This window comes from Mesorhizobium sp., assembly GCF_041661565.1.
Classification (GTDB): domain Bacteria; phylum Pseudomonadota; class Alphaproteobacteria; order Rhizobiales; family Rhizobiaceae; genus Mesorhizobium.
The window spans coordinates 20,416-39,316 of record NZ_JBAZUD010000002.1 but is presented as its reverse complement, the minus strand read 5'-3'; the positions used below and the strand labels follow the sequence as shown (position 1 = coordinate 39,316).

The following is an 18,901-nucleotide window of genomic DNA, read 5'->3' as shown; positions in this document are numbered from 1 at the left end:
GTCACAAACGCGCAACGACGACGGGCGTGATGAGGCTGAATGTTCGGCGCATCCATCATGCCAATCTCGTCAAGCGCCGATGTGGCAAAAGCCACAAACGTGAGAAGCGCCATGCCGCTAGAATTTCGAATAGCCGAGCCGTTGCCGTCGCCGGCCTCACAAGGGACAGTTGGTATGATCCGGATACAGGCTTCGCCGATCACCGACCTCGTCAGCCTTCGCGCAGCGCTGCAGCAGGCGATTCAGCTCGAGCATTCGACGATTCCACCCTACCTGTGTGCCTGGCTGACGCTGTCCGGAAACTCGGCCTCGGTGCGGTATGCGCGGGGCCTGATCAGGGACATCGTCTTGGAGGAGATGCTACATATGTCGTTGGCCTGCAACATCCTAAATGCCATTGGCGGTACGCCCGAGATCAATCGTCCTGACCTGCAGCCAATCTATCCCGGCCCGCTTCCGATGGGCATTGCCGGCGGTGTCGAGGTTCACCTGAAGCGCTACTCCCATGCGCTTGTCCGTGACGTGTTCATGCAGATCGAAGAGCCAGAGCTTCCGCTGGATATCCCGGTGCTGCGCGCATTGCCCCCCGATGCCGCGAGCGGACCACGCACAATTGGCGAGTTCTACGCGGCGATCCGACAGGAGATTGTCCGCCAAACGGATGCCATCTTCACCGGAGATCCGGCCCGGCAGGTGAACACCGGTCAGTTCGACGCCAGCGAGGAGTTCGTCGTCAGCAATGTCGAAACGGCTCTGCGCGCCATCGAAACGATCGTTGAGCAAGGGGAGGGCACACCGCAGTCGCCCTTTGATCTCCAACAGGACTTCGCACACTATTATCGGTTCCAGGAACTCGAAAAGGGCATGAAGCTGGTTGACAATCCAGGCTCCCCGCTGAAGGTCGGCTTCGACCCGGCCCAGCCTCTGGTGATCGACGACGATGCCGATGTGATCAAGATGGTCGACAACCCGCAGCTCGTCGCGATCGACATTTCGGACGCCCAGGCGGCGCAGCTTTCAGACGAGTGCGACCGGCTCTATTCAAGAATGTTGGACGAACTGCAAATGGGGTTCTCGGGCGAGCCGGATAAGGTGGATATCGCCGTCGGGACCATGCAGGAGTTCGCCGGGGTGGCACGCAATCTGCTGCGCCAACGGCTTACAGCAGGACCGCAATCCGGATTCTTCGCAGGGCCGCGTTTCCGCTATTCCGCAGCCTAGTTGCATCGGCGGCCTGTTTCCTCATTTACGCCACCATGCGTGTCTTTCCGGTCGAGCGTCCTTCAGTATTCGCATGAGCTTACCAGCTCGCCGGCAAATGAAAAAGCGCGCACCGATGCCGCTCAAATGCTTGGGATCTGCGATGTCAGCTAGGAGACTTGACGAGAGTCTCGGGAGTCTACCAGGCTGATGCTGCGGCACGTCGCAGGACAGGCGATTGACAATGCACCTTTCGTATTAGAAGATCATAAAATCTTCGAACTCCTGAGGGAAATGTGAAGTACGTGGCAGCTGCGCCTCTCTTCAGGCGTGTCGCGTTGCTCGCTCAACTCGCAGACAGCGAGTTGCAGGCGGTAGTTTCGAAATGCGTCGTATGCCGCCTTTCCAAGGGTAAGCAAATACTGTCCGCGAAGGACGATACCAAGGACTTGTTCTTTATTCTTGAGGGGCGAGCCCAAGTGAAGAACTACTCGCGGTACGGTCGAGAGTTGATCTATTCCGAAATTGGTAGCGGCGGGCTTTTCGGCGAATTCGCCGCCATTGACGGCATGCCTCGGGCGGCGGACGTATGGGCGCTCGAAGACACGATCGTCGCGCGGCTTGGTTCGGCCGACCTGCTGTCGCTGATGCGGGAACATTTCGTGCTGGCGCTGGAGCTGCTGAAATTACTCACGGCGAAGTCTCGGGCGTTGTCGGACGGGTTGATGCAACGGATCGTGCTCAGTGCGCATAATCGTATGCACATCGAGCTGGCGCGCTTAGCTGTCGACGGCCAGCACGATGGACCAAGCGCAATCATCAGGCCTGCGCCGACCCACTACGAGATCGCTGCAAGGGTCGGCTCGCACCGAGAGGCGGTGACAAAGGAACTCAACCGCTTGGAGGCCCAAGGTTATGTCCAGCTCGGACGTGGACAAATCGTCATCGTCGACGAGCAGCGGTTTCGAAACGATCTCGTCGACGCAGTCTTGGTCTAGGTCGGACCAAACCAAGGTCGGGTCGGTTCTCGCGTCGCGTCCTACGGCTGCAACCTTAGATGCTCCGGCAGCTCGAGAGCGGCCGCGCCGCAAGATCGCCGTGCTTCTCTATGCCGATGCGGTCGGCTACTCTGCGGCGACAGCCGCCGACGAACTCGCGGCGCATCTCGCGTTGGTCGCGAGCTTCGAGCTCTTCGCCAGTACAATCGGACGCCACGGCGGAGTAGTCATCTATCATCCGGGTGACGCAGTCCTTGCGGAGTTCTCGACGGTGGCGGGCGCGGTTGTGGCAGCTGAGGAAGTGCAGACGGTCCTCGCCGCATCGAGGGCCTCCGCCGCCGGCACCCTGGAGTTCAGGATCGGCGTCAATCTGGGCGACACGATCTTCGACCACAGCAATGTGTATGGCGACGGCGTCAATATTGCAGAGCGCATCCAACGGCTAGCCGCACCTGGGGGCTTGTGCATCTCGGAAGCCGTCTACTCGACGCTCGGAGAACCGTGGCAGCGCCGCTTCGGCTATCTAGGTGAAAAGAATCTCAAGAACATCAATCGGCCTGTCGGGGTCTACCGCCTGAAGGCGGCGGCGCAGGACACGGCCCCGACCGAAACCGAAGCAAAGCGTTTCCTTGCGGCAGCCACGTTCAAGATGTTGATGCAGGCAGGCTCTGGCGGACTCGACGCCGAGGATGCCCGCCGCGCGGCAATCGCGTTTGACAGGATGCTGCGCAGAAGTGTCACCGCCAAAGGTGGGACGATCGTCGGGCATGCTGGCGACAGATACATCATCGCTTTCGGACTTGAGCCTACGCAGGAAAGCGCGATCCTGGCTTCGGTCGCTGCCGCGCTGGATTTCTGCCGCTCCGCTGGCGATCCAGCCGAAGGGCTGTCATCCCTAGTCGGCTGGCGCGTCGGCATCGACTGCGGCCTCGCACTCGTTGAAGGCGAGCCGGGCTTTGGCGAAAAGGGCATCTACGGGCCACTGGTGGCGAATTCACTCTGGCTGGCGGAGCGCTCTGGCGACGCCGGCGTCTACATGACCGCGGACGTGTTCAATGCGGTAGCCGAGTGGTTCGACGCCATCAGGATCGACGCTGGCCCGGACGGGGCGGTCCCGATATGGCAGGTGATCGGTGAGTCCGGTCGGCCGGGAGCCAACCGCATCGGCTTTGTCGGCCGGCAGGTCGAGCTCCTGCAACTGCGCAGCATGCTGACGGCCGTGCTGTCGGCGGGACGCGGCTGCGTCGTCAGGATCGTTGGCGAGGCCGGCATTGGCAAGACGCGCCTCGCTGAGGAAGTAGCCAACCAGCAGGGCGCGAGCTGGCGCTCGATCCGCGTGGAGTTCGACGATTTCGAGGCACGGTCGGCATCGCTCTCCGTCGCCGGATCGTTCGTTATTGAGCTAATTAGGGCGAACGGCCTGAATACCACGAACGTCGCGATTCTGGTTGCCGAGTTGCAGCGTCAGGGCTGGCTGGAGAAAAAGAATCTGGCCTTCTTCTACGATCTGCTCAACGCGGCCATTCCGATCCAGCTTATGGGGCAGCATTCGCTGCTGGACGAGCAGGCGCGCAAGGTGGGCAAGCAGGCGGTCGCGCTCGATCTCGTGGTGAAGCTGTCGCGCCGCGCGCCCCTGGTCATCATCGTCGACAATGCCGAACAGGCCGATCATCTCCAGCTGTCGTTCATCAGCGATCTCGGCGAGATTGCGGCCGCCCACCCGGTCGCGGTGCTGCTCACGTCGCGCATTGCCGGCCTTCCGGCGGCGGTGGACGTGTCGGACCGATCCGTCCCGCGCGGCCTCGTGTTGCCTCTCGGATCGTTGGCTTATGACGAATGCAGCCAGATAGCGCAGCAGTTCCAGAGTGTGGACGCACAGATGATCGATGACTGCATCCAGCGCTCCGGCGGCAATCCGTTGTTCCTGGTCCAGTTGCTGCAGCATCACGACACATCGACCGGCAGTGTGATTCCGGCCACCATTATGGACGCTATCGATTCGCAATTGGCCAGCCTGTCGCGTCGCGACAATGCGGCGCTCCAGGCGCTGGCCGTAGCCGGGCCGCGCGCTGCCGCTGAAACGCTGGCCTTCCTGCTCGGCGAGCCCGCCTACGATCCGCGCAGCCTGGTGCAGGGTGGACTGATCCGAATGGTCGACGACGCTTGGACCTTCAACCATCCGCTCATGCGTGAAGTCGCCTACGCCTCCATCACGACCTCACGGCGGCGCGACCTGCATCTGGGCGCCGCCGAATGGTTCACCGACAAGGACGCTCTGCTGGAAGCGGAACATCTCGAAAAGGCGGGCGACGAGCGCGCCGGCGAGGCCTTCTACCGCGCTGGCCACCAGCAACTGGATCGTCTGCGCTATGAAGAGGCGCTGGCGCTGGTGGAGCGGGGCCTGCTCTGGAGCCGCTCCGGACGCCTCAGGGGCGACCTGCTCGCTCTGAAAGCACAGGTTCTGCTGGCCACGGGCCTCACGGCGAGCGCCACCTCGGTCGCCAGCGAAGCGGTGGCGCTGCTCGACGAGGCCGACGATCACAAGGCGGTCAAGGCCCGGCTGGTGCTGGCGAAATGCTGTCTGGCGCTCGACCACTATGACGACGCGCTGGCCGCGCTGGAGCGTGCCGAGGAGACGGCGGACCGCTGCGACTTCGCGGCCGAACTGGCGCAGGTCCACTACCTGAAAGGCAGCGTCTATTTCCCGCAGGGACGGATCGAAGAGTGCTACCGCCGGCAACGGGCAGCGCAGGAGATCGCACGCAAGGCCAATTCCGCCGAGATCGAGGTGCTGGCGCTCAGTGGTCTCGGCGATGCCGAATATGCGCGCGGCCGCATGCGCAGTGCCCATGAGCTGTTCCGTCAGTGCGTCGAGATGTCGGATGCCCGCGGCTGGCGCCGCCGCGCGGCCGAGAACCACCACATGGTCGCGACGGCCGCCCACTATTTCGTGCGGCTCGCCGAAGCGCTGCAGGAAGGCTATGCGGCGCTGGAGCGCGCCGAGGAGATCGCCCACCACCGCGCCAGGCTCTGCTGCCACTCATTTCTCAGCGTCATCCAGTTCGACCTCGGCCAGCTCGACCAGGTCAGGCACCATGTCGAGCAGGCCCGGGGGCTCGTCCGCGAACTCAATGCACGCCGCTTCGAGCCACTCAACCTCACCTATCTCGCTAAGGCGCATCGGCTTTCGGGCGAGCCCGCGCAGGCACGATCGATCATAGCCTCCGCCCTGGCGATCAGCGAGGAAGTCGGCACCTCCTACAACGGCGCGCGCGTGCTCGGCGAGGCGGCGCTCAACGAACCCGGCACGACGCGCCGCAAGGCGATCCTTGCCCGGGGCGAAGCGTTGCTTGCCACCGGCTGCATCGGCTCGAACCACCTCTGGTTCTATCGCGACGCCATCGACGCCTGTCTCGAGCACGATGACACGACCGAGGCGCTGCGCTTCGCGGCCGCGCTCAAGCGCTACACTGCCCATGAGCCGATGGTCTGGACGGATACCATCGTTCGGCGATGTGAGCATTTGGCGGCCGTTCGCGGCGGCAGCGGCGCCACGTTCGACGACATGAGCGATGTGCTTGCGACCTTCGGCTATCGGTCGTTCGCTGCCGGCATCGGGTCGACGCCTCCGGCCGGCTGACGCGTTTCGATCGCTCGCTGTTGATGCATGTTCAACGCGACGCGCTGTCAGGCCTGCATGCCGCCTTTGATCCATTTGTCGAACAGGTCGATGTCGGACTGCGGCCAGGGTCCGTCACACGGCATGGATCCGGCGCGGATCTCACCGCCGATCCCTTCGATGTTGGCCTTGACGTCCTCGTAGACGTCCAGGCGCCATCCCGCGACCGCCTTCATCGCATTGATGTCCTTCTTCCGGAACAGCGGCTTTATGTCCGTTTCGAAACTTGGTGCCGGCATGGCGTCCATCGTCCGGCTCGGCCCCGCGGCGACACCCTGTCCGGTGGCGAGGTTGTGCATCTTGGACGTTGCGTCGAAGCTGACGGTCTTGGAGTTGGAGACGGCGAATACGCGCACGCCGCGCAACGGCAGTCCAGGCCCCCAATAATTGGCGAGGTCGATGCCATCGAGCACGGCCTCGGCGCGGATCGGACGCAGCACCGGCAGGACGATCGAACCGGCGACCGGCCGTGTGGCGGTGAAGTCGAACTCCTGGATTCCGTCGGCCGGCGGTGTCAGATAGACATACTGCGACAGCTCGCCATTGCTCCAGCCACTGGTGGTCACCCGCCCGAGACAGATGATCAGCAGCGATGGCGGATTGCTCTTGAGCAAGGTGGTTTCGATGTCGTCGACGGCGTAGATCTTGCTGCTGCTCATGAGTCCGTTCCCTTGGCTTTCGTTGCAGGCTTGCGGTGCACGACGATGCTCGTGGAGACATCGTCGGCTGTCAGGCGGACGATGAAGGCGCCGGCAGCGAGTTCTTTGCCGGCATCATCGGTGAAGTCCCATTGGATCGAGCGCGCGCCCGGCTGGGGGTCCGTCTCGTCGACGAGCTGGCGCACCTGCCGGCCGAACCGCTCCCAGATGCGGACGTGGAACGTCCTGGCGCCTTGCGGGATATCCGCGGCGAGCTGTACCCGGTCCTCTTCGGCTGGCTCTGCATTGCGCAGGCCGGCCGTGCTCGCGACAGGCGGGAGCGGCTCGTCGGAGAGCTTGTAGACGGTGTCGCCCGACGCATAGGCGATCACGGGCGGTGAGCCGATGAAACGGAAGCGGTTCAGCCGGAAGCCGGTTTCGTTGGCGTCGGTCCAGTTGCGCCCGCCGTCCTCGGTCATGCTGGCGAAGCCGCCGGCGAAATCGAGATCCCCCCAGCCGCCGACCCAGCCGAGATTCTCATTGAGGAAGCCGATGCCTTCGAGGTTGGAGTTGCGCTGGCGATCGTTGATGCGGTGCCGGCGCCAGGTTACGCCACTGTCGTCGCTGCGCAGGATCGCGCCGTCGAGGAAGTTCTCGCATGAGACCAGGAGCGTGCGGTTGTTGAGTTTCTGGAACTTCCAGCCCCATTCGCCGCGCGGGAACTCGCCGTTCCTTGCGTTCCTGGCGACGACATTGACCCATGAATCGCCGCCGTCCTCGGTGAAGAATATCCCGGGCACCACATCCGCCCGCTTCGGCGGGTGCCCGGGATGGCCGACATCGTCCACCCCCCCGACCATCCATCCACGCTCGGGTGCGTCGAAGAAGATGTCGACCAGCAGCGTCGCGCCCGGAACCTCGAGGGAATCCCAGGTCGCGCCGCCGTCTCGTGTGCGCAATATGCCTGTCGGCTCGTTCGGAAAATTGGTGCCGGCCGCGAAGACGACACCCGGCGCAGGCGAGCACAGACCGCAGATGCGGCCGGGAGGTGTCGCCGGCAGGTTCCCGACCGGCGCCCAGCTCTCTCCGCCATCGCGCGTTACGATCAGGCGCGGAGTACGCTCCATGGTTCCGACCCATCCCGTGCGCGGATCGGAGAATGCCATGCAGCGCAGGTAGTTATCGGCGAAGTGCGCCTTTCGCACCCAGCTCTCTCCGCCGTCGACGGTCTTCAGGATGTTGCCGTCGGCGTTGACCGCCCACCCGACCGAGCCGTCGGCAAACCAGATGTCGTCCGTGCGACTGGCGGCAGTCAGTTTCGTCGGCCGCCATGTCAGAGGCATTTCACTCACTCCCTGCCCAGGCAGCGCTCGCCGGCGAGAATTTCCCGGTGAGTTTGCCGGCTTCCGCACACGGCAACTGTGGGAAATGCCACCTTTATGCATTTTCGGCGCGCCACCGGGTCCGCCCTGTCCTTGGCCATGAACGTCGCTGCCAGGTCGACAAGCCTCACATGCGTGGCGTCGGCTTCATGTGACGCGCTTCAGGCCTTTGTCTGTGCCACCAAAACCCGAGATCGCTTTCGGGCGACATGCGTCAGGCCGCGCGATTGCTCACTTTGGCCGGGACGAGAACCGCATCGTCCCAGAGCTGCTTCAAAAGCCGCATCGCCGCCCGATCGCCGATGACGGTCGACCAGAGCTGGACCAGTTCGGCCGCCGTCATGCTTCGAGGGAGGTCCGCGAGCAGCGCGCCGATCGGCACGTTGCCGACGAAAGCGATCGGCCTCGCCAGCCGGGGATGGTGCAAGGCCGTCTCCTCGTCGATCATCTGCCCGCGGATGACCGGTTCGGGCGCAAAGCTTGCCGCTGCGTCGAAAATGAGCGCGGTCTGCGCAAGCGGAGGGCAATCCGCCTGGCGATGCCGTGCCTGCGCCATGCCCTCGGCGCGGGAGAGCCAGAATGGCGTTGGCGTGACGGCTGCCTGGCGCGCGTAGTGCGCGGCCGACGCGCGCCGGTCCCAGTCGGGGGCTTCCCGCGTGCGGTCGAGATGAAACCTCTTGGCGGCACCGTGCCTGCCGGATTGCTGCAGCAGGGTGTTCGCCGCGATAGCGCCCTGCTCGGCCGAGACGATCGCCTTGGTCATGCCTTGCGACGACAGCGGGTCGATCGTGAAGGCCGCGTCTCCGATCGCGACGAAATGGTCGTCGACGCAAGGCTCGACGATGGTCGGCGATGCGTCGCAGACCGTGACCGGATTGGCGAGTGGCGCCGCGGCCAGGTGGCCGAGCAGCTCCGAACCGGCGATCAGGCGGCGCAATCCGTCCTCCAGCGTGGCCCCGCCGGCAAGCGATGGATGATCGGGTGCGGCGAAGGCGGTCACTTGAATGCCGCCGGCGAGCGGCGCCGCCCAGAACCAGGCATGGGCGGTGGCTTCGACGCAGCCTCGCGCAGCAGCCCCGGGCAGGCCGAACTGGCCCGTCACGGCAAGCGTGACCTGAGAGAGGCGTCTGCGCCGGCCGCATTTGGGCCCGTGCCGGCCGCCGGCGAAGATCGCGAGTTTCGCCTCGATCCGCACCTGCCCGTCCGGGCAGTCCGCCTCGGCCAGCCAGCCCATGCCGTGCCGGTGGAGCTTGTGGATGGATTTTGCGGCCCTGACGACGGCACCGCATTGGACGGCCTTGTGCAGCAGCGCCGTCCGCACCGCGGCGCGGCGGACGATGATGCTGGCGGCTTCGGCGGCGGTCTCGGTGGCCTCGCCTGCCCAGCGGACGGACGTGCCTGCCGATTGTGGAATGCGCGCCTGGGCAATGCAGTCGGCGATCCCCAGCCGTTCGAGCACGACCAGCGAGCCCTTGGCGACGGACTCCACCACGCGCTGTTCGCGTGGTTCGCTCTGGTGAAGCAGGCAGACGTCAAGTCCGAACTCGGCCAGACGGCGGGCAGCCACGGCGGCGCTGACGCCGCCGCCGATGACGATGCAGTCGAAGCGTTGCCGGGCCGCCATCGACGGCCGGTCTCAGACCGGCCGAACCGGGGCGGCGCCGAAAAAGTCGGGACGGCGCGCGCTGAGCCTGACATAGGCGGCCAGGCAATAGGCAAGCCAGCCACGGATGAAATCGCAGGCCGGGCGTCCGCGATGGATCACTTCGTGATGGCAGCCGCCGCCGCACAGATAGCGGGCACCGCAGCCCGAGCAAGGTTCTTGGCGATGCACATGGCGATCCGACAGCCATTCACGCCGGCGCGTCTCGTCCGGCCCAAGCGCGACCGTGCCCATCGCGCCGGCACCATCGTCGACGAAGCGATGGCAGGCGAAGTAGGCGCCTTCGGCGGATACGCCGAGATAGCCGCCGCCGGCCCCGCACCCATAGGGCCGGTGCGTACCGCGATGGATTTCACGCATGGCGTTGACCATGTTGAGGAAGGGGTAGCGGCGTCCTTCGACCACCGCCTCCTCGAACGCGCCGCCACAGGCAATCATCTGCTCGAGCATGGTTTCGAGCGCTGGTGCATCCATCTCGCCGCGCCGCGTCGGCGAACTCAGCATCGGCGAGAAACCCACGCTGAAGAAACCGCGGTCGATGAAATCCTCCAGCGTGCGCGGCAGCTCGAGGTTGCCCGGCGTGACGGTTACCCTGGCGGACACCTGCATGCGGCGCTGCCTCTCCAGCAGCGGCGTGACGCGCCGGATGATTTCGTCGAACGAGCCGCGGCCGCCCTTGTAGGACCGTTGCGCGTCGTGGATCTGGCCGACGCCGTCGAGGCTGATCGTCACCGCGAAGCCATGCCGCTCGAAGAACTCGCCGTCGTCAGGGCGTATGAGCGTGCCGTTGGTGGTGATCGAGAAGTTGACCTGGACACCCTTTTCGTCGGCCACCCGCTCGGCATGCTCAGCCGCCGCGCGCAACACATCCCGGTTGACCAGGGGCTCGCCGCCGAGGAAGGCGATGTTGACCCGTTCGCCGGGCGTCACGCCGCCGACGAGCGCGTCGATCGAAGCCTTCGCGATATCGAGGGGCATGTTCTTCGGCCGGCCACCGAATTCGCCTTCCTGGGCGTAGCAGTAGGTGCAGCCCAGATTGCATTTCTGCGCCACGGCCAGCGATATCGCATGCACCGGAAACGGATCGATCGCCGTGTCGTCTATGAACCGCTCCGCGTCGAGCTGATGCTCGGCGAGCCAGTCCGACAGCGCGTCGTCGTCGTTCGCACGGCCGAGGAAGGAGCCTAGCAAGGCGTCGTCGATGCCGTACAGGCGCGAGCCGTTGGCAAGGAACAGATGCGCCTGGCCGTCGGCATGAAAGGTGAGACCGGCCTTCGACCAGCGCGGCGCCGGTACGCCAACGGCCGTCATGTCGGCTTCGGTCCGCATCTCAGGATGCCGATCCATCGGGCGAATCCTTGCTCCTGAAGACGAACTGGAACTTGTTCTCCCAGCCCTGCATCACGTCCTCATGCGACAGCAGGTTCGTATCCACCAGCGTGTAGAGTGGCTTGCCGCCGGCGTTCACGCGGGCGACGTTCAGCCAGTTGTGGCCGGTGGTGTTCGCCGTATCGGCATCGGTTATGTTGACATAGTCGGGACGGTTGGCGGCCCAGTAGTAGCAGGCGCAGCCGATATAGTCGGTCTGCCATGGCGAACAGAGGCTCTCGGTGATCTCGCCCGGCAGGCTGGTATCACGCTTGATCAGCAGCGAATCCGGCTCGAGCAGCCGGTTGACCTTCAGGCGGAACGGCCCGACGCGACGCCCGTCGCCCGCTGGCTGGAAGAAGCACTCGACGGTCTGTCCGGTGCCGCCCTTCTGGGCATGGATGTCGGCCAGCATGTTGCTCCATTCGAACAGGATGAATGGGCTGCCGCCATCCGGATCCTGCAGCGGGCCTTGCACCTGCGTGAAGGTCTGCTTGCCGTCGATGGCCAGGAAGAGGCCGCCCGCCACCGCGCTCAGCGGGGTGGCGTCCGGGCCCTGCGAGACGATGTCGCCGCCGCTTGCGGTGACCGCCGCCTCGTCGACGGAGATCACCTGGGCGTTGTGCTCGAGCACCTCGAGCCCGACGAAGAAGCGTTTCCAAACGTTCTGGAAGTTGAACTCCAGGCCCGGAAAGAAATTGCCGACGGCGTCCTTGGGATGTGAGGCAGGAGGATTGCCCCGGCCGCGGAACTGCATCTCCGCGGTCACGTTCTTGGCCTTGATCGTAGGCATCCGCAATTCCCCCTGTCAGGTTTCGTTCTCGCCGCGCACACGGCTCATGATCGGGCGCGTGGCGTTGGCGAAGTCCAGCGGCTCCGGCAGGGCCACAGCCGCCGGCGCGGCCGCCGGCGGTGCCGCGTTGGGGTCGGCATGAGCCAGCTTCGCTATCATGCGCCGGGTCAGCACCAGTTCGACGCCCTCATTGCCGCGCATCATCGCCGGCATCTTGCGGCGGCCGGCATCCGTGAGGTCCGCGGCCTCTTCCGGCAGCCGCACGACGGCCATACCGTTCGGGAACGCGCCGGCGAGATCCGGACTGCGCAATGCGCGGTCGACGACCCGCTTGTGCGTGCGCAGGGCGAAGTTGTAGCTGGCCTGCTGCGGCGGCCTGAAGATCGGTTCGAAGCGCCGATTGTAGGAGCCTGCTTCCTGGCCCGGCATGTTGTTGAAGAATGCCGCCACGTCGGCGACCGGATTGTCGCCATTGTGTACCGCCGTGTTGATCTGCCGCATCGTGTCGAGGCCACGGCGCAGGATGTCGCGCACGTCGGCGAGCAGCGTTGCCTGCCCGGCCGCGTCCGCCGGCGCGTCGACGGTGGGTCCCAGCGCCATCTGCTCGATCTCGTCGGCGATGGAGCGCACCGGCAGCGTGTCGGGCGCGAAATCCGGAACGGCCGACGCAAATCGGGCATAGGCGCTGAAAGTCTGGCCGCCGAGCGTCAGCGTCACCTCGGCGAGGCCGTCGCAGGAATCGTCGAGATAGCCATGGCTGAGCTTCGAGCTTTGGCCGACGCCGATCGTCTCCCCCTGGAAGATGTCGCCCGGCGCGGTCACCGCCGGTGTGCCGGGTTCGTTCAGGAAGTAGCGGTCCCACCGGCCCGACCGTCGCGGCTCGGGATCCACGGAGGTGGCACCGAAATAGACGTCGTCGTTGGTCAACGGATCGCCGGCTCGCGGTCCAAAGACCAGTCCCTTGCCAGGCGTGAAACGCAGTCGGATCTCTGGGAAGGCCGCAGTCGGCTTGATGAAGCGGACATCGCCCACGGCGACGGTCTTGCCAGGCTTGAAATTGGGAGATTTGCCGACAAGCGTGTGCCGTGCGTGGTCTGAAAAGTCGCCGCTGTCCGCGGTGACCTTGTCGCCCTCGACACCGGTACGGCGGAACACCTTCAGGTTGGCCGCCCTGACACGCCATGAGATCGATGCCAGCGAACCGCCGAGGTCGGCGAGATCCTGCAGGGTCAACGGCGTCAGCTCATCGCTCCCGTCGAACTGCGCCCAGACCTCGAGGAAGGGCGAAACCGGCCTGATGCGCCCCTCGCTGTCGCGGAAAATCACGTTTGCGGGGGTGGTTGCCGCGCTGATCTCGCCAGTCGCCTCGTCGACCGAAAGCGTGTCGGCGGGCACGATGACGCGGTAGTCCGACGTCTCCGCGCCCGCCGCGTCGCGCGGCAGCTCGAGAGCATAATTGTCCATTGGCGAGGGCGATGACCCGAACCGTGCGATCACCATGGGTGGGAGGATGCGTAGCTGCCGCAAAACCTTGGCCATGGATGGTTCTCCATTGATGCGGCCAGCCCGTGCGCCGCACCGTCACGTTAAGTCCCGTGCCACAGGGCGAATGTGAAAATTGCCACGTCGATCCGCTTGCGGACGGCCTACCCGGCCTTGAAGACGATGCGGCTCTGCGCGACCTTGTCGACGATGATGCGGATCAGATACGGCCCCGGCGGCAGCGGTCGGCCGTCGCCGTCGTTCATGTCCCAGTGGAGGCTGGCGGGGCTGCGAAGCGACGCTTCCATCGGGTCGGCCTGCCACACGAGTCGGCCCTGCATCGTCCACGCCCGCACGGCGACGCGGGAGTGGGCGGGAAAATGGAGCCGCGTGGCGAACGCGGCAGCTGTCTCGGTGTCCCGCGAGGCGCGCGCTGCCCTGCGTGCCGCCAGCCGGTTGGTGGATGGCGCGCCGCCCGGGTCGCTCAGCCGGTAGATCGTGTCGCCCGCCGCGAAGACGATGCCGCCGGGGTGGCTGGCGAAGCGGCTGATGCGCAGCCCCGCGTGGTCCTCCCTGACCCAGTTCATGCCGCCGTCCGTGGTCGACAGGCAGTGGCCGCCGGTGAAGGTGCTGTTTCCCCAGCCGCCGACCCAGCCGACATTGCTGTCGACGAAGCAGACGCCGTCGAGATTGGTCTGGCCCTGGACCGGCAGCAGACGCCATGTCCGCCCACAATCGTCGGAAACCAGTATGCCGTCATGCGCGCCGCCGAGCGAGACCGCGATGCGCCCGTTCGCCGAGACGCTGAGCTTGCGCGCCGCGCCCCTGGCGGGCAGGTTCAGGGTCACGGTATCGTGCCAGCTTGCGCTGGCATCGTGTGTCTCAAGGACGATCGGTTCCAGACGCCCATGGACCCCGGCGTCGCCCGCGGCCAGCTTGCCGCCGACAATCCAGCCGTGATCCGCGTCGAGGAAGCGGACGTCCGAAATCACCGAGGCGTGGCGGCTGAGGTCGACAGTCGTCCAGTTCTCGCCTGCGTCCCGCGTCCAGACAATCGCCGCTCTGTCTGTCGGGCAAGCGCCTCCAGCGAGCACGACGGTGTTTTCGTCGACGACGCTCAGGCAGCTGATGCGCCGCGGCTCCGGCGGCAGATTCTCGACCGCGCGCCAGGTCCTTCCGCCATCGCGCGTGCAGAGCAGCCTTTGCTCCGGCGTCAGCGTGCCGACCCATCCGACCATGGTTCCGGCAAAGCCGACGCAGGAAAGATAGGCTGTCGGCAACATCGCTTGCTCAAACCAGCTCAAGCCGCCGTCGACCGTCGCGACGATCTGGCCACTAGTGTTGACGGCCCACCCGTATCGCTGACTGGCGAAGCAGATGTCCGGGGTCCATGCGCTTTCGACGGGTGCGGCGGTCTGGAGCCAGCTGTCTACGGGGTCGTCAAGCAAAGTACGCCTTTCGAACGGCGGGTCCGATCTCGAGGGACTATGGGCCGTATCGGCGTTCCACGAGGTGGCGATTGTCACATAGGCTCAGCCTGCGTACAGGGCCGGCTGCGGAGCCGCTGACGGGAGGGTGGCGATTTTCACATCGCCGTTTGGGGAGGGCTCCTAACATCGGTCGAAGTCGGGTTGCACGGCCAGGACGGCGGCATCGTCCCGCCGACAGGGCCGGATATCGGATTGAAGACGATCCGATCCACCTCGCCGGTCGCAAGAGAGCAACAAAATGGTCGGGAAACCCAGGAAATCGGCTACGAGAGGGTCATCGGGTCCGCAGCAGCCCGAGCAGCCGCCATCCGCGGTGCTGGACGACAATCCGGCGGGTGCGCCGTTCATTCCGCAGGGCTCGGGCGCTATCGGCGGCGGTACCACCGAGGCTATGGCGCCGCCGCCAGAAAGCCTGCTGGTTGAGGTTGAATTGACGGCCAACGCGTCGTCGATCGGTGCCGTGCTAGCCGCGGACGCCTCTGCCTTCGCCTCCGGCAGCACAGCCGGCGCCCGGGCCGATACCGCGCTCGCCGAGGTGTTGCGTCAGTTCCAGGTAATCGACGCGCATCAGGTATTCACCCCCGAGCAGAACCAAGCCGACGAGGCGCGACTGGCGTTCGTCAGGCAGGCCGTTATGATGGGCGAGGCGTCGCAGGAGCGGGCAAGCGCGCTGGAGCGGCTGTCCCCGTTGTCGAATTTCGTGCGCCTGCGGTTTCCAGCTGAGACATCGGCAACGGCCGTGACGGCAGCGCTTAGTCGCGTCCCGGATGTCGCGCGTGCTGTCGTTGTGCCGAAGGCAATGCCGCCCATGCTGGCGTTTAACGCGCCTGCGCCGGCGGACCCGCTCATAGGCAGCGGCTTGCTCATCGTTGATGATGCGACCGGTCTGGAATCGCAGTGGTACCTGCACCGGACACGCGTTCCCCAGGCTTGGCGGTACACGCGCGGCGCAGGCGTGGTTGTTGCGGATATCGACTGGGGTTTCCGCACGTCACACCAGGATTTCGGGAGCGGATTCGAACAGACCTACAATGCCGTGGACGGCAGCGCCAACGTGACCCACGGTGCCAGCGCAGGTCACGGCACGGCGGTGATGGGCATAGCGGCCGCGCGCACCAATGGCGTCGGTATTGCCGGCTATGCGCCGGAGGCGAGCCTTTGGGGCATCCAGGGCGACAGCGGGACGGGCATACCCATATTCCAGGAACCGTGGGCCGAGGCGATCGACTTTGTGCGGCGCCAGCCGGATGCCCGCCGCAAGGTCATCATCCTCGAGGTCCAGACCGGGCAGGGCGGCAACTACGAACAAGTGCCAAGCGTTGCTCGCGCGATCCGCGCGGCGATTGCAGACGGTTGTGTTGTCTGCGTGGCTGCGGGGAACGGCAACCGTGCCGCCGACCGCACCGATGCCGGCGATCCGTTCGATCCCACCGGCTCGATCCTGGTCGGCGCCACCGCCTATGATCCGGTGCTGAACAAACGCGCCTGGTTCAGCAATTTCGGCAGTCGTGTCTCGATGTCGGCGCCAGGCGATTCCAGCCATGATCTGACCTGCGCGAACGAGAGCGATAGTGCCTATCGCAATGGCTTCGGCGGTACCTCCGGCGCTACGCCGAAGGTGGCCGGCACCGTGGCCTTGATGCTGTCGGTCAACCCCGCTCTCACGCATGACGATGCGCGCGACATCCTTGTCGGCACCGGCGCTTCGCTCGTCGAGGACCCCGGCAAGCCGATTGGGATGTTCCTCAACGCGGAGGCGGCGGTGGCCGAGGCATTGCGGCGCCGCAGCGAGTCGACGCCTGCTACGGCATTGCTGACGCCTCAGGGTGAACCGGCGCCGGAGCCGCCGCCGACCACGAGGCTGGAAGGCGTACGTCGGCGTGTCGGTCAGATGTCGCTGCCGCGCGACACCGGCGGGCCGCTTTCCTGGAACGAGACTGACGAAGCCGTGGCAGTTGCGCCGGCGGCCATGCCGGAGCTGGGTCAGCCGCCCGCCGGCGATAAGACGCTCAGGCTCTTCCGCGAAAGTGTCGAAGGCACGCTCACCCAGGACGACCGCATCCTGATCGTAAGCCAGGCAATCCAGATGCTGGATAATTTCTATGTCCATCGGACATTGAAGGAGGCGGTGCACGCGGTGCGGCCAATTCAGCGGCTGCGGGTGCTGCAGCGCCGTCTGCAGACGGAGGGTAACATCCCCTCCGCCGAGCGCGACGAACTTGCCTTCCATAATACGCTGACGCAGATATTCAATTCGGTGCGCGATCTGCACACCAGCTATCAGCTGCCGCGACCCTACCGCGACTTCATCGCCTACTTGCCTTTCGAGGTCGCCTGGTTCCGGGAGAATGGCCGCGACCGGTATCTCGTCACTCGTGTGGTGCCGGGCTACGGTTTCGAATCCTCCGACTTCGCGCCCGGCGCCGAGCTGCTGTACTGGAACGGCATGGCAATCGGCCGTGCGGTGCGCGCGAATGCCGACCAGACGGCCGGTGGCAACGAGGCTGCGCGCCATACGCGGGGCGTCAGCGCGTTGACGATTCGCCCGATGAACACCGCGCTTCCTCCCGACGCGGATTTCGTTGACCTGGAGTTCGTGCCGCGCGACGCCGATCCGCAGGACAGCAGCGCGCGACGCAAGATGCGGCAGGATTGGTTCGTACGCTTCGCACCGTCGACCTCGGCGCCGGCCGAACTCACGTCGTCGGCGCCCGTTGCCCCAGCCATGGTACCCGCGAACATGGCGGTGGCAGCCGCGGCGCGGTCATCGCTCGACTTGGGCCGCCACAGTACGCAGCGGTCGCTTGACATGCTCTACGGCTTGCCAGGCGCCGGGGCGCCCTTGGCGGCCGATTCGCCGCCTCAGGTTGCTGCGGCCGCAGCGCAACCCGTGCGCATAGAAGCGTTCTCGGCGGTTCTCGGGCTCGACGCAGCAGCCGATTCGGTGCGTGAGGCTCGCCAGCTCATCTTCGATTCTGCCTCGCTCAAGAATCTCCAGGCGGCCAGCATCGGCGACGAGGCTGACGGCATCCGGGGGAGCAGTTCTGCTGGCTCGGTAGAGGACACACTCGACAGCGAGGAGATCAAGGTCAAGGTGACTTGGGCGACGGCGTTTCGAGCGAGGACGCTCGGCATTGACGGCAAACGGTTCGGGCACATCCATGTCCGCACCTTCAATTCCTCGGATGCGGATGGGTTCGTCGAGGAATTCGTTCGGCTGCTCCGGCAGATTCCGGACAACGGCTTGATCATGGACGTCCGCGGCAATGGTGGCGGCAATATCTGGGCGGCGGAGCGGCTCTTGCAGACGCTGACCGCTCGGTCGATCGAACCCGAGCGGATGCAATTCGTTTCGTCTGCGGGGACGCTCGATCTCGCCCGCAATAATCCGGCTACGTCGTCGATACCTCTGAACTTGTGGCGACCGTCCTTGGAGGAGGCGGTGGAAACCGGGGCCACCTATTCGCGCGCCTTCCCTCTGACGTCGCTGGACAGCTGCAACGCCATCGGCCAGCAATACTATGGTCCGGTCGTGCTGGTCGTCGACGGCAACTGCTATTCCGCCACCGACATGTTCGCGGCAGGCTTTCAGGACCACCAGGTCGGCAAGGTGCTCGGCGTCGCCAATGCGACCGGAGCGGGGGGCGCCAACGTTTGGCCGCACTCGCTGCTCACCCAGGCGCTTCCGGCCGGCTGGGGTCTCAAGCCGCTGCCCAACCAGGCCGGGATGCGGGTGGCGATACGGCAATGCCTGCGTGTCGGTCCGCGCGCCGGCGCCCTACTTGAGGACTTCGGTGTAGTGCCCGACAAAGTCCAGTTCCCGTCCCGTGCGGATCTGATGCTCGGCGACATCGAGCTGTTCAAGCGTGCGGCGGAGTTGCTCGCGGAGAACGGACCGCGCAGCATCCGGATCGAAATCGGTGCTCCGCAGGCCGGCAACACCGGAAGGCGCGCGCTGACAGTGATGACACGCGGACTGAAGCGGCTGGATTTTTTTATCAACGACCGTCCGGAAGGCTCCGTCACCCTGACGCCCGACGCCGCCGGCAACGCCACGCTCACGCCGGCGATCGATATCAATGCGCGCTTCAGGTTGGTCGGCTACGCCCAGGTGAGCGATCGCGATCCAGCGGCCCTGTGCCAAGGCCAGGTCCCGTGACGACGCCGGCAACCCTCGCGGCCCCGCAGCCGGCGCCCCCCGCATACGC

General features: G+C 65.5%; 11 protein-coding genes. 4 read left to right on the top strand and 7 right to left on the bottom strand.

Annotated elements, in window-relative coordinates; genetic code table 11:
* Positions 1-39: 39 nt before the first annotated feature.
* The 3 genes from WC739_RS00650 to WC739_RS00640 all read left to right on the top strand — a co-directional run bounded on the left by WC739_RS00650 (position 40) and on the right by WC739_RS00640 (position 5,838).
* On the top strand, positions 40-1,221 hold the full coding sequence (locus WC739_RS00650) for a ferritin-like protein (protein WP_372951067.1): 1,182 nt from the start codon (positions 40-42) through the stop codon (positions 1,219-1,221).
* 317 nt (positions 1,222-1,538) lie between these two features.
* Positions 1,539-2,198: a Crp/Fnr family transcriptional regulator gene (locus WC739_RS00645; RefSeq protein WP_372951066.1), complete on the top strand. Its 660-nt coding sequence runs from the start codon at positions 1,539-1,541 to the stop codon at positions 2,196-2,198.
* Positions 2,199-2,298: 100 nt separating this feature from the next.
* On the top strand, positions 2,299-5,838 hold the full coding sequence (locus WC739_RS00640; RefSeq protein ID WP_372951065.1) for a tetratricopeptide repeat protein: 3,540 nt from the start codon (positions 2,299-2,301) through the stop codon (positions 5,836-5,838).
* 47 nt (positions 5,839-5,885) lie between these two features.
* Here the strand turns inward: WC739_RS00640 and WC739_RS00635 are convergent, their stop codons facing one another.
* The 7 genes from WC739_RS00635 to WC739_RS00605 all read right to left on the bottom strand — a co-directional run bounded on the left by WC739_RS00635 (position 5,886) and on the right by WC739_RS00605 (position 14,729).
* Positions 5,886-6,536, bottom strand: coding sequence for a hypothetical protein (locus tag WC739_RS00635; RefSeq protein ID WP_372951064.1), 651 nt, complete (start codon positions 6,534-6,536; stop codon positions 5,886-5,888).
* On the bottom strand, positions 6,533-7,858 hold the full coding sequence (locus WC739_RS00630; RefSeq protein ID WP_372951063.1) for a YCF48-related protein: 1,326 nt from the start codon (positions 7,856-7,858) through the stop codon (positions 6,533-6,535). The genes WC739_RS00635 and WC739_RS00630 overlap by 4 nt, the downstream gene beginning before the upstream one ends.
* Before the next feature lie 253 nt (positions 7,859-8,111).
* On the bottom strand, positions 8,112-9,521 hold the full coding sequence (locus WC739_RS00625) for an NAD(P)/FAD-dependent oxidoreductase (RefSeq protein WP_372951062.1): 1,410 nt from the start codon (positions 9,519-9,521) through the stop codon (positions 8,112-8,114).
* 12 nt (positions 9,522-9,533) lie between these two features.
* On the bottom strand, positions 9,534-10,907 hold the full coding sequence (locus WC739_RS00620) for a radical SAM protein (protein ID WP_372951061.1): 1,374 nt from the start codon (positions 10,905-10,907) through the stop codon (positions 9,534-9,536).
* Positions 10,891-11,721, bottom strand: a complete 831-nt coding sequence (locus WC739_RS00615; RefSeq protein ID WP_372951060.1) for a hypothetical protein — start codon at positions 11,719-11,721, stop codon at positions 10,891-10,893. The genes WC739_RS00620 and WC739_RS00615 overlap by 17 nt, the downstream gene beginning before the upstream one ends.
* 15 nt (positions 11,722-11,736) lie before the next feature.
* On the bottom strand, positions 11,737-13,260 hold the full coding sequence (locus WC739_RS00610; RefSeq protein ID WP_372951059.1) for a hypothetical protein: 1,524 nt from the start codon (positions 13,258-13,260) through the stop codon (positions 11,737-11,739).
* 107 nt (positions 13,261-13,367) lie between these two features.
* A complete protein-coding gene (locus tag WC739_RS00605) occupies positions 13,368-14,729 on the bottom strand; it encodes a WD40/YVTN/BNR-like repeat-containing protein (protein WP_372951058.1) in 1,362 nt (453 codons plus the stop codon).
* Positions 14,730-15,006: 277 nt separating this feature from the next.
* Here WC739_RS00605 and WC739_RS00600 point away from each other — a divergent pair, with 277 nt between their 5' ends.
* On the top strand, positions 15,007-18,852 hold the full coding sequence (locus WC739_RS00600; RefSeq protein ID WP_372951057.1) for a S8 family serine peptidase: 3,846 nt from the start codon (positions 15,007-15,009) through the stop codon (positions 18,850-18,852).
* Positions 18,853-18,901 lie beyond the last annotated feature (49 nt).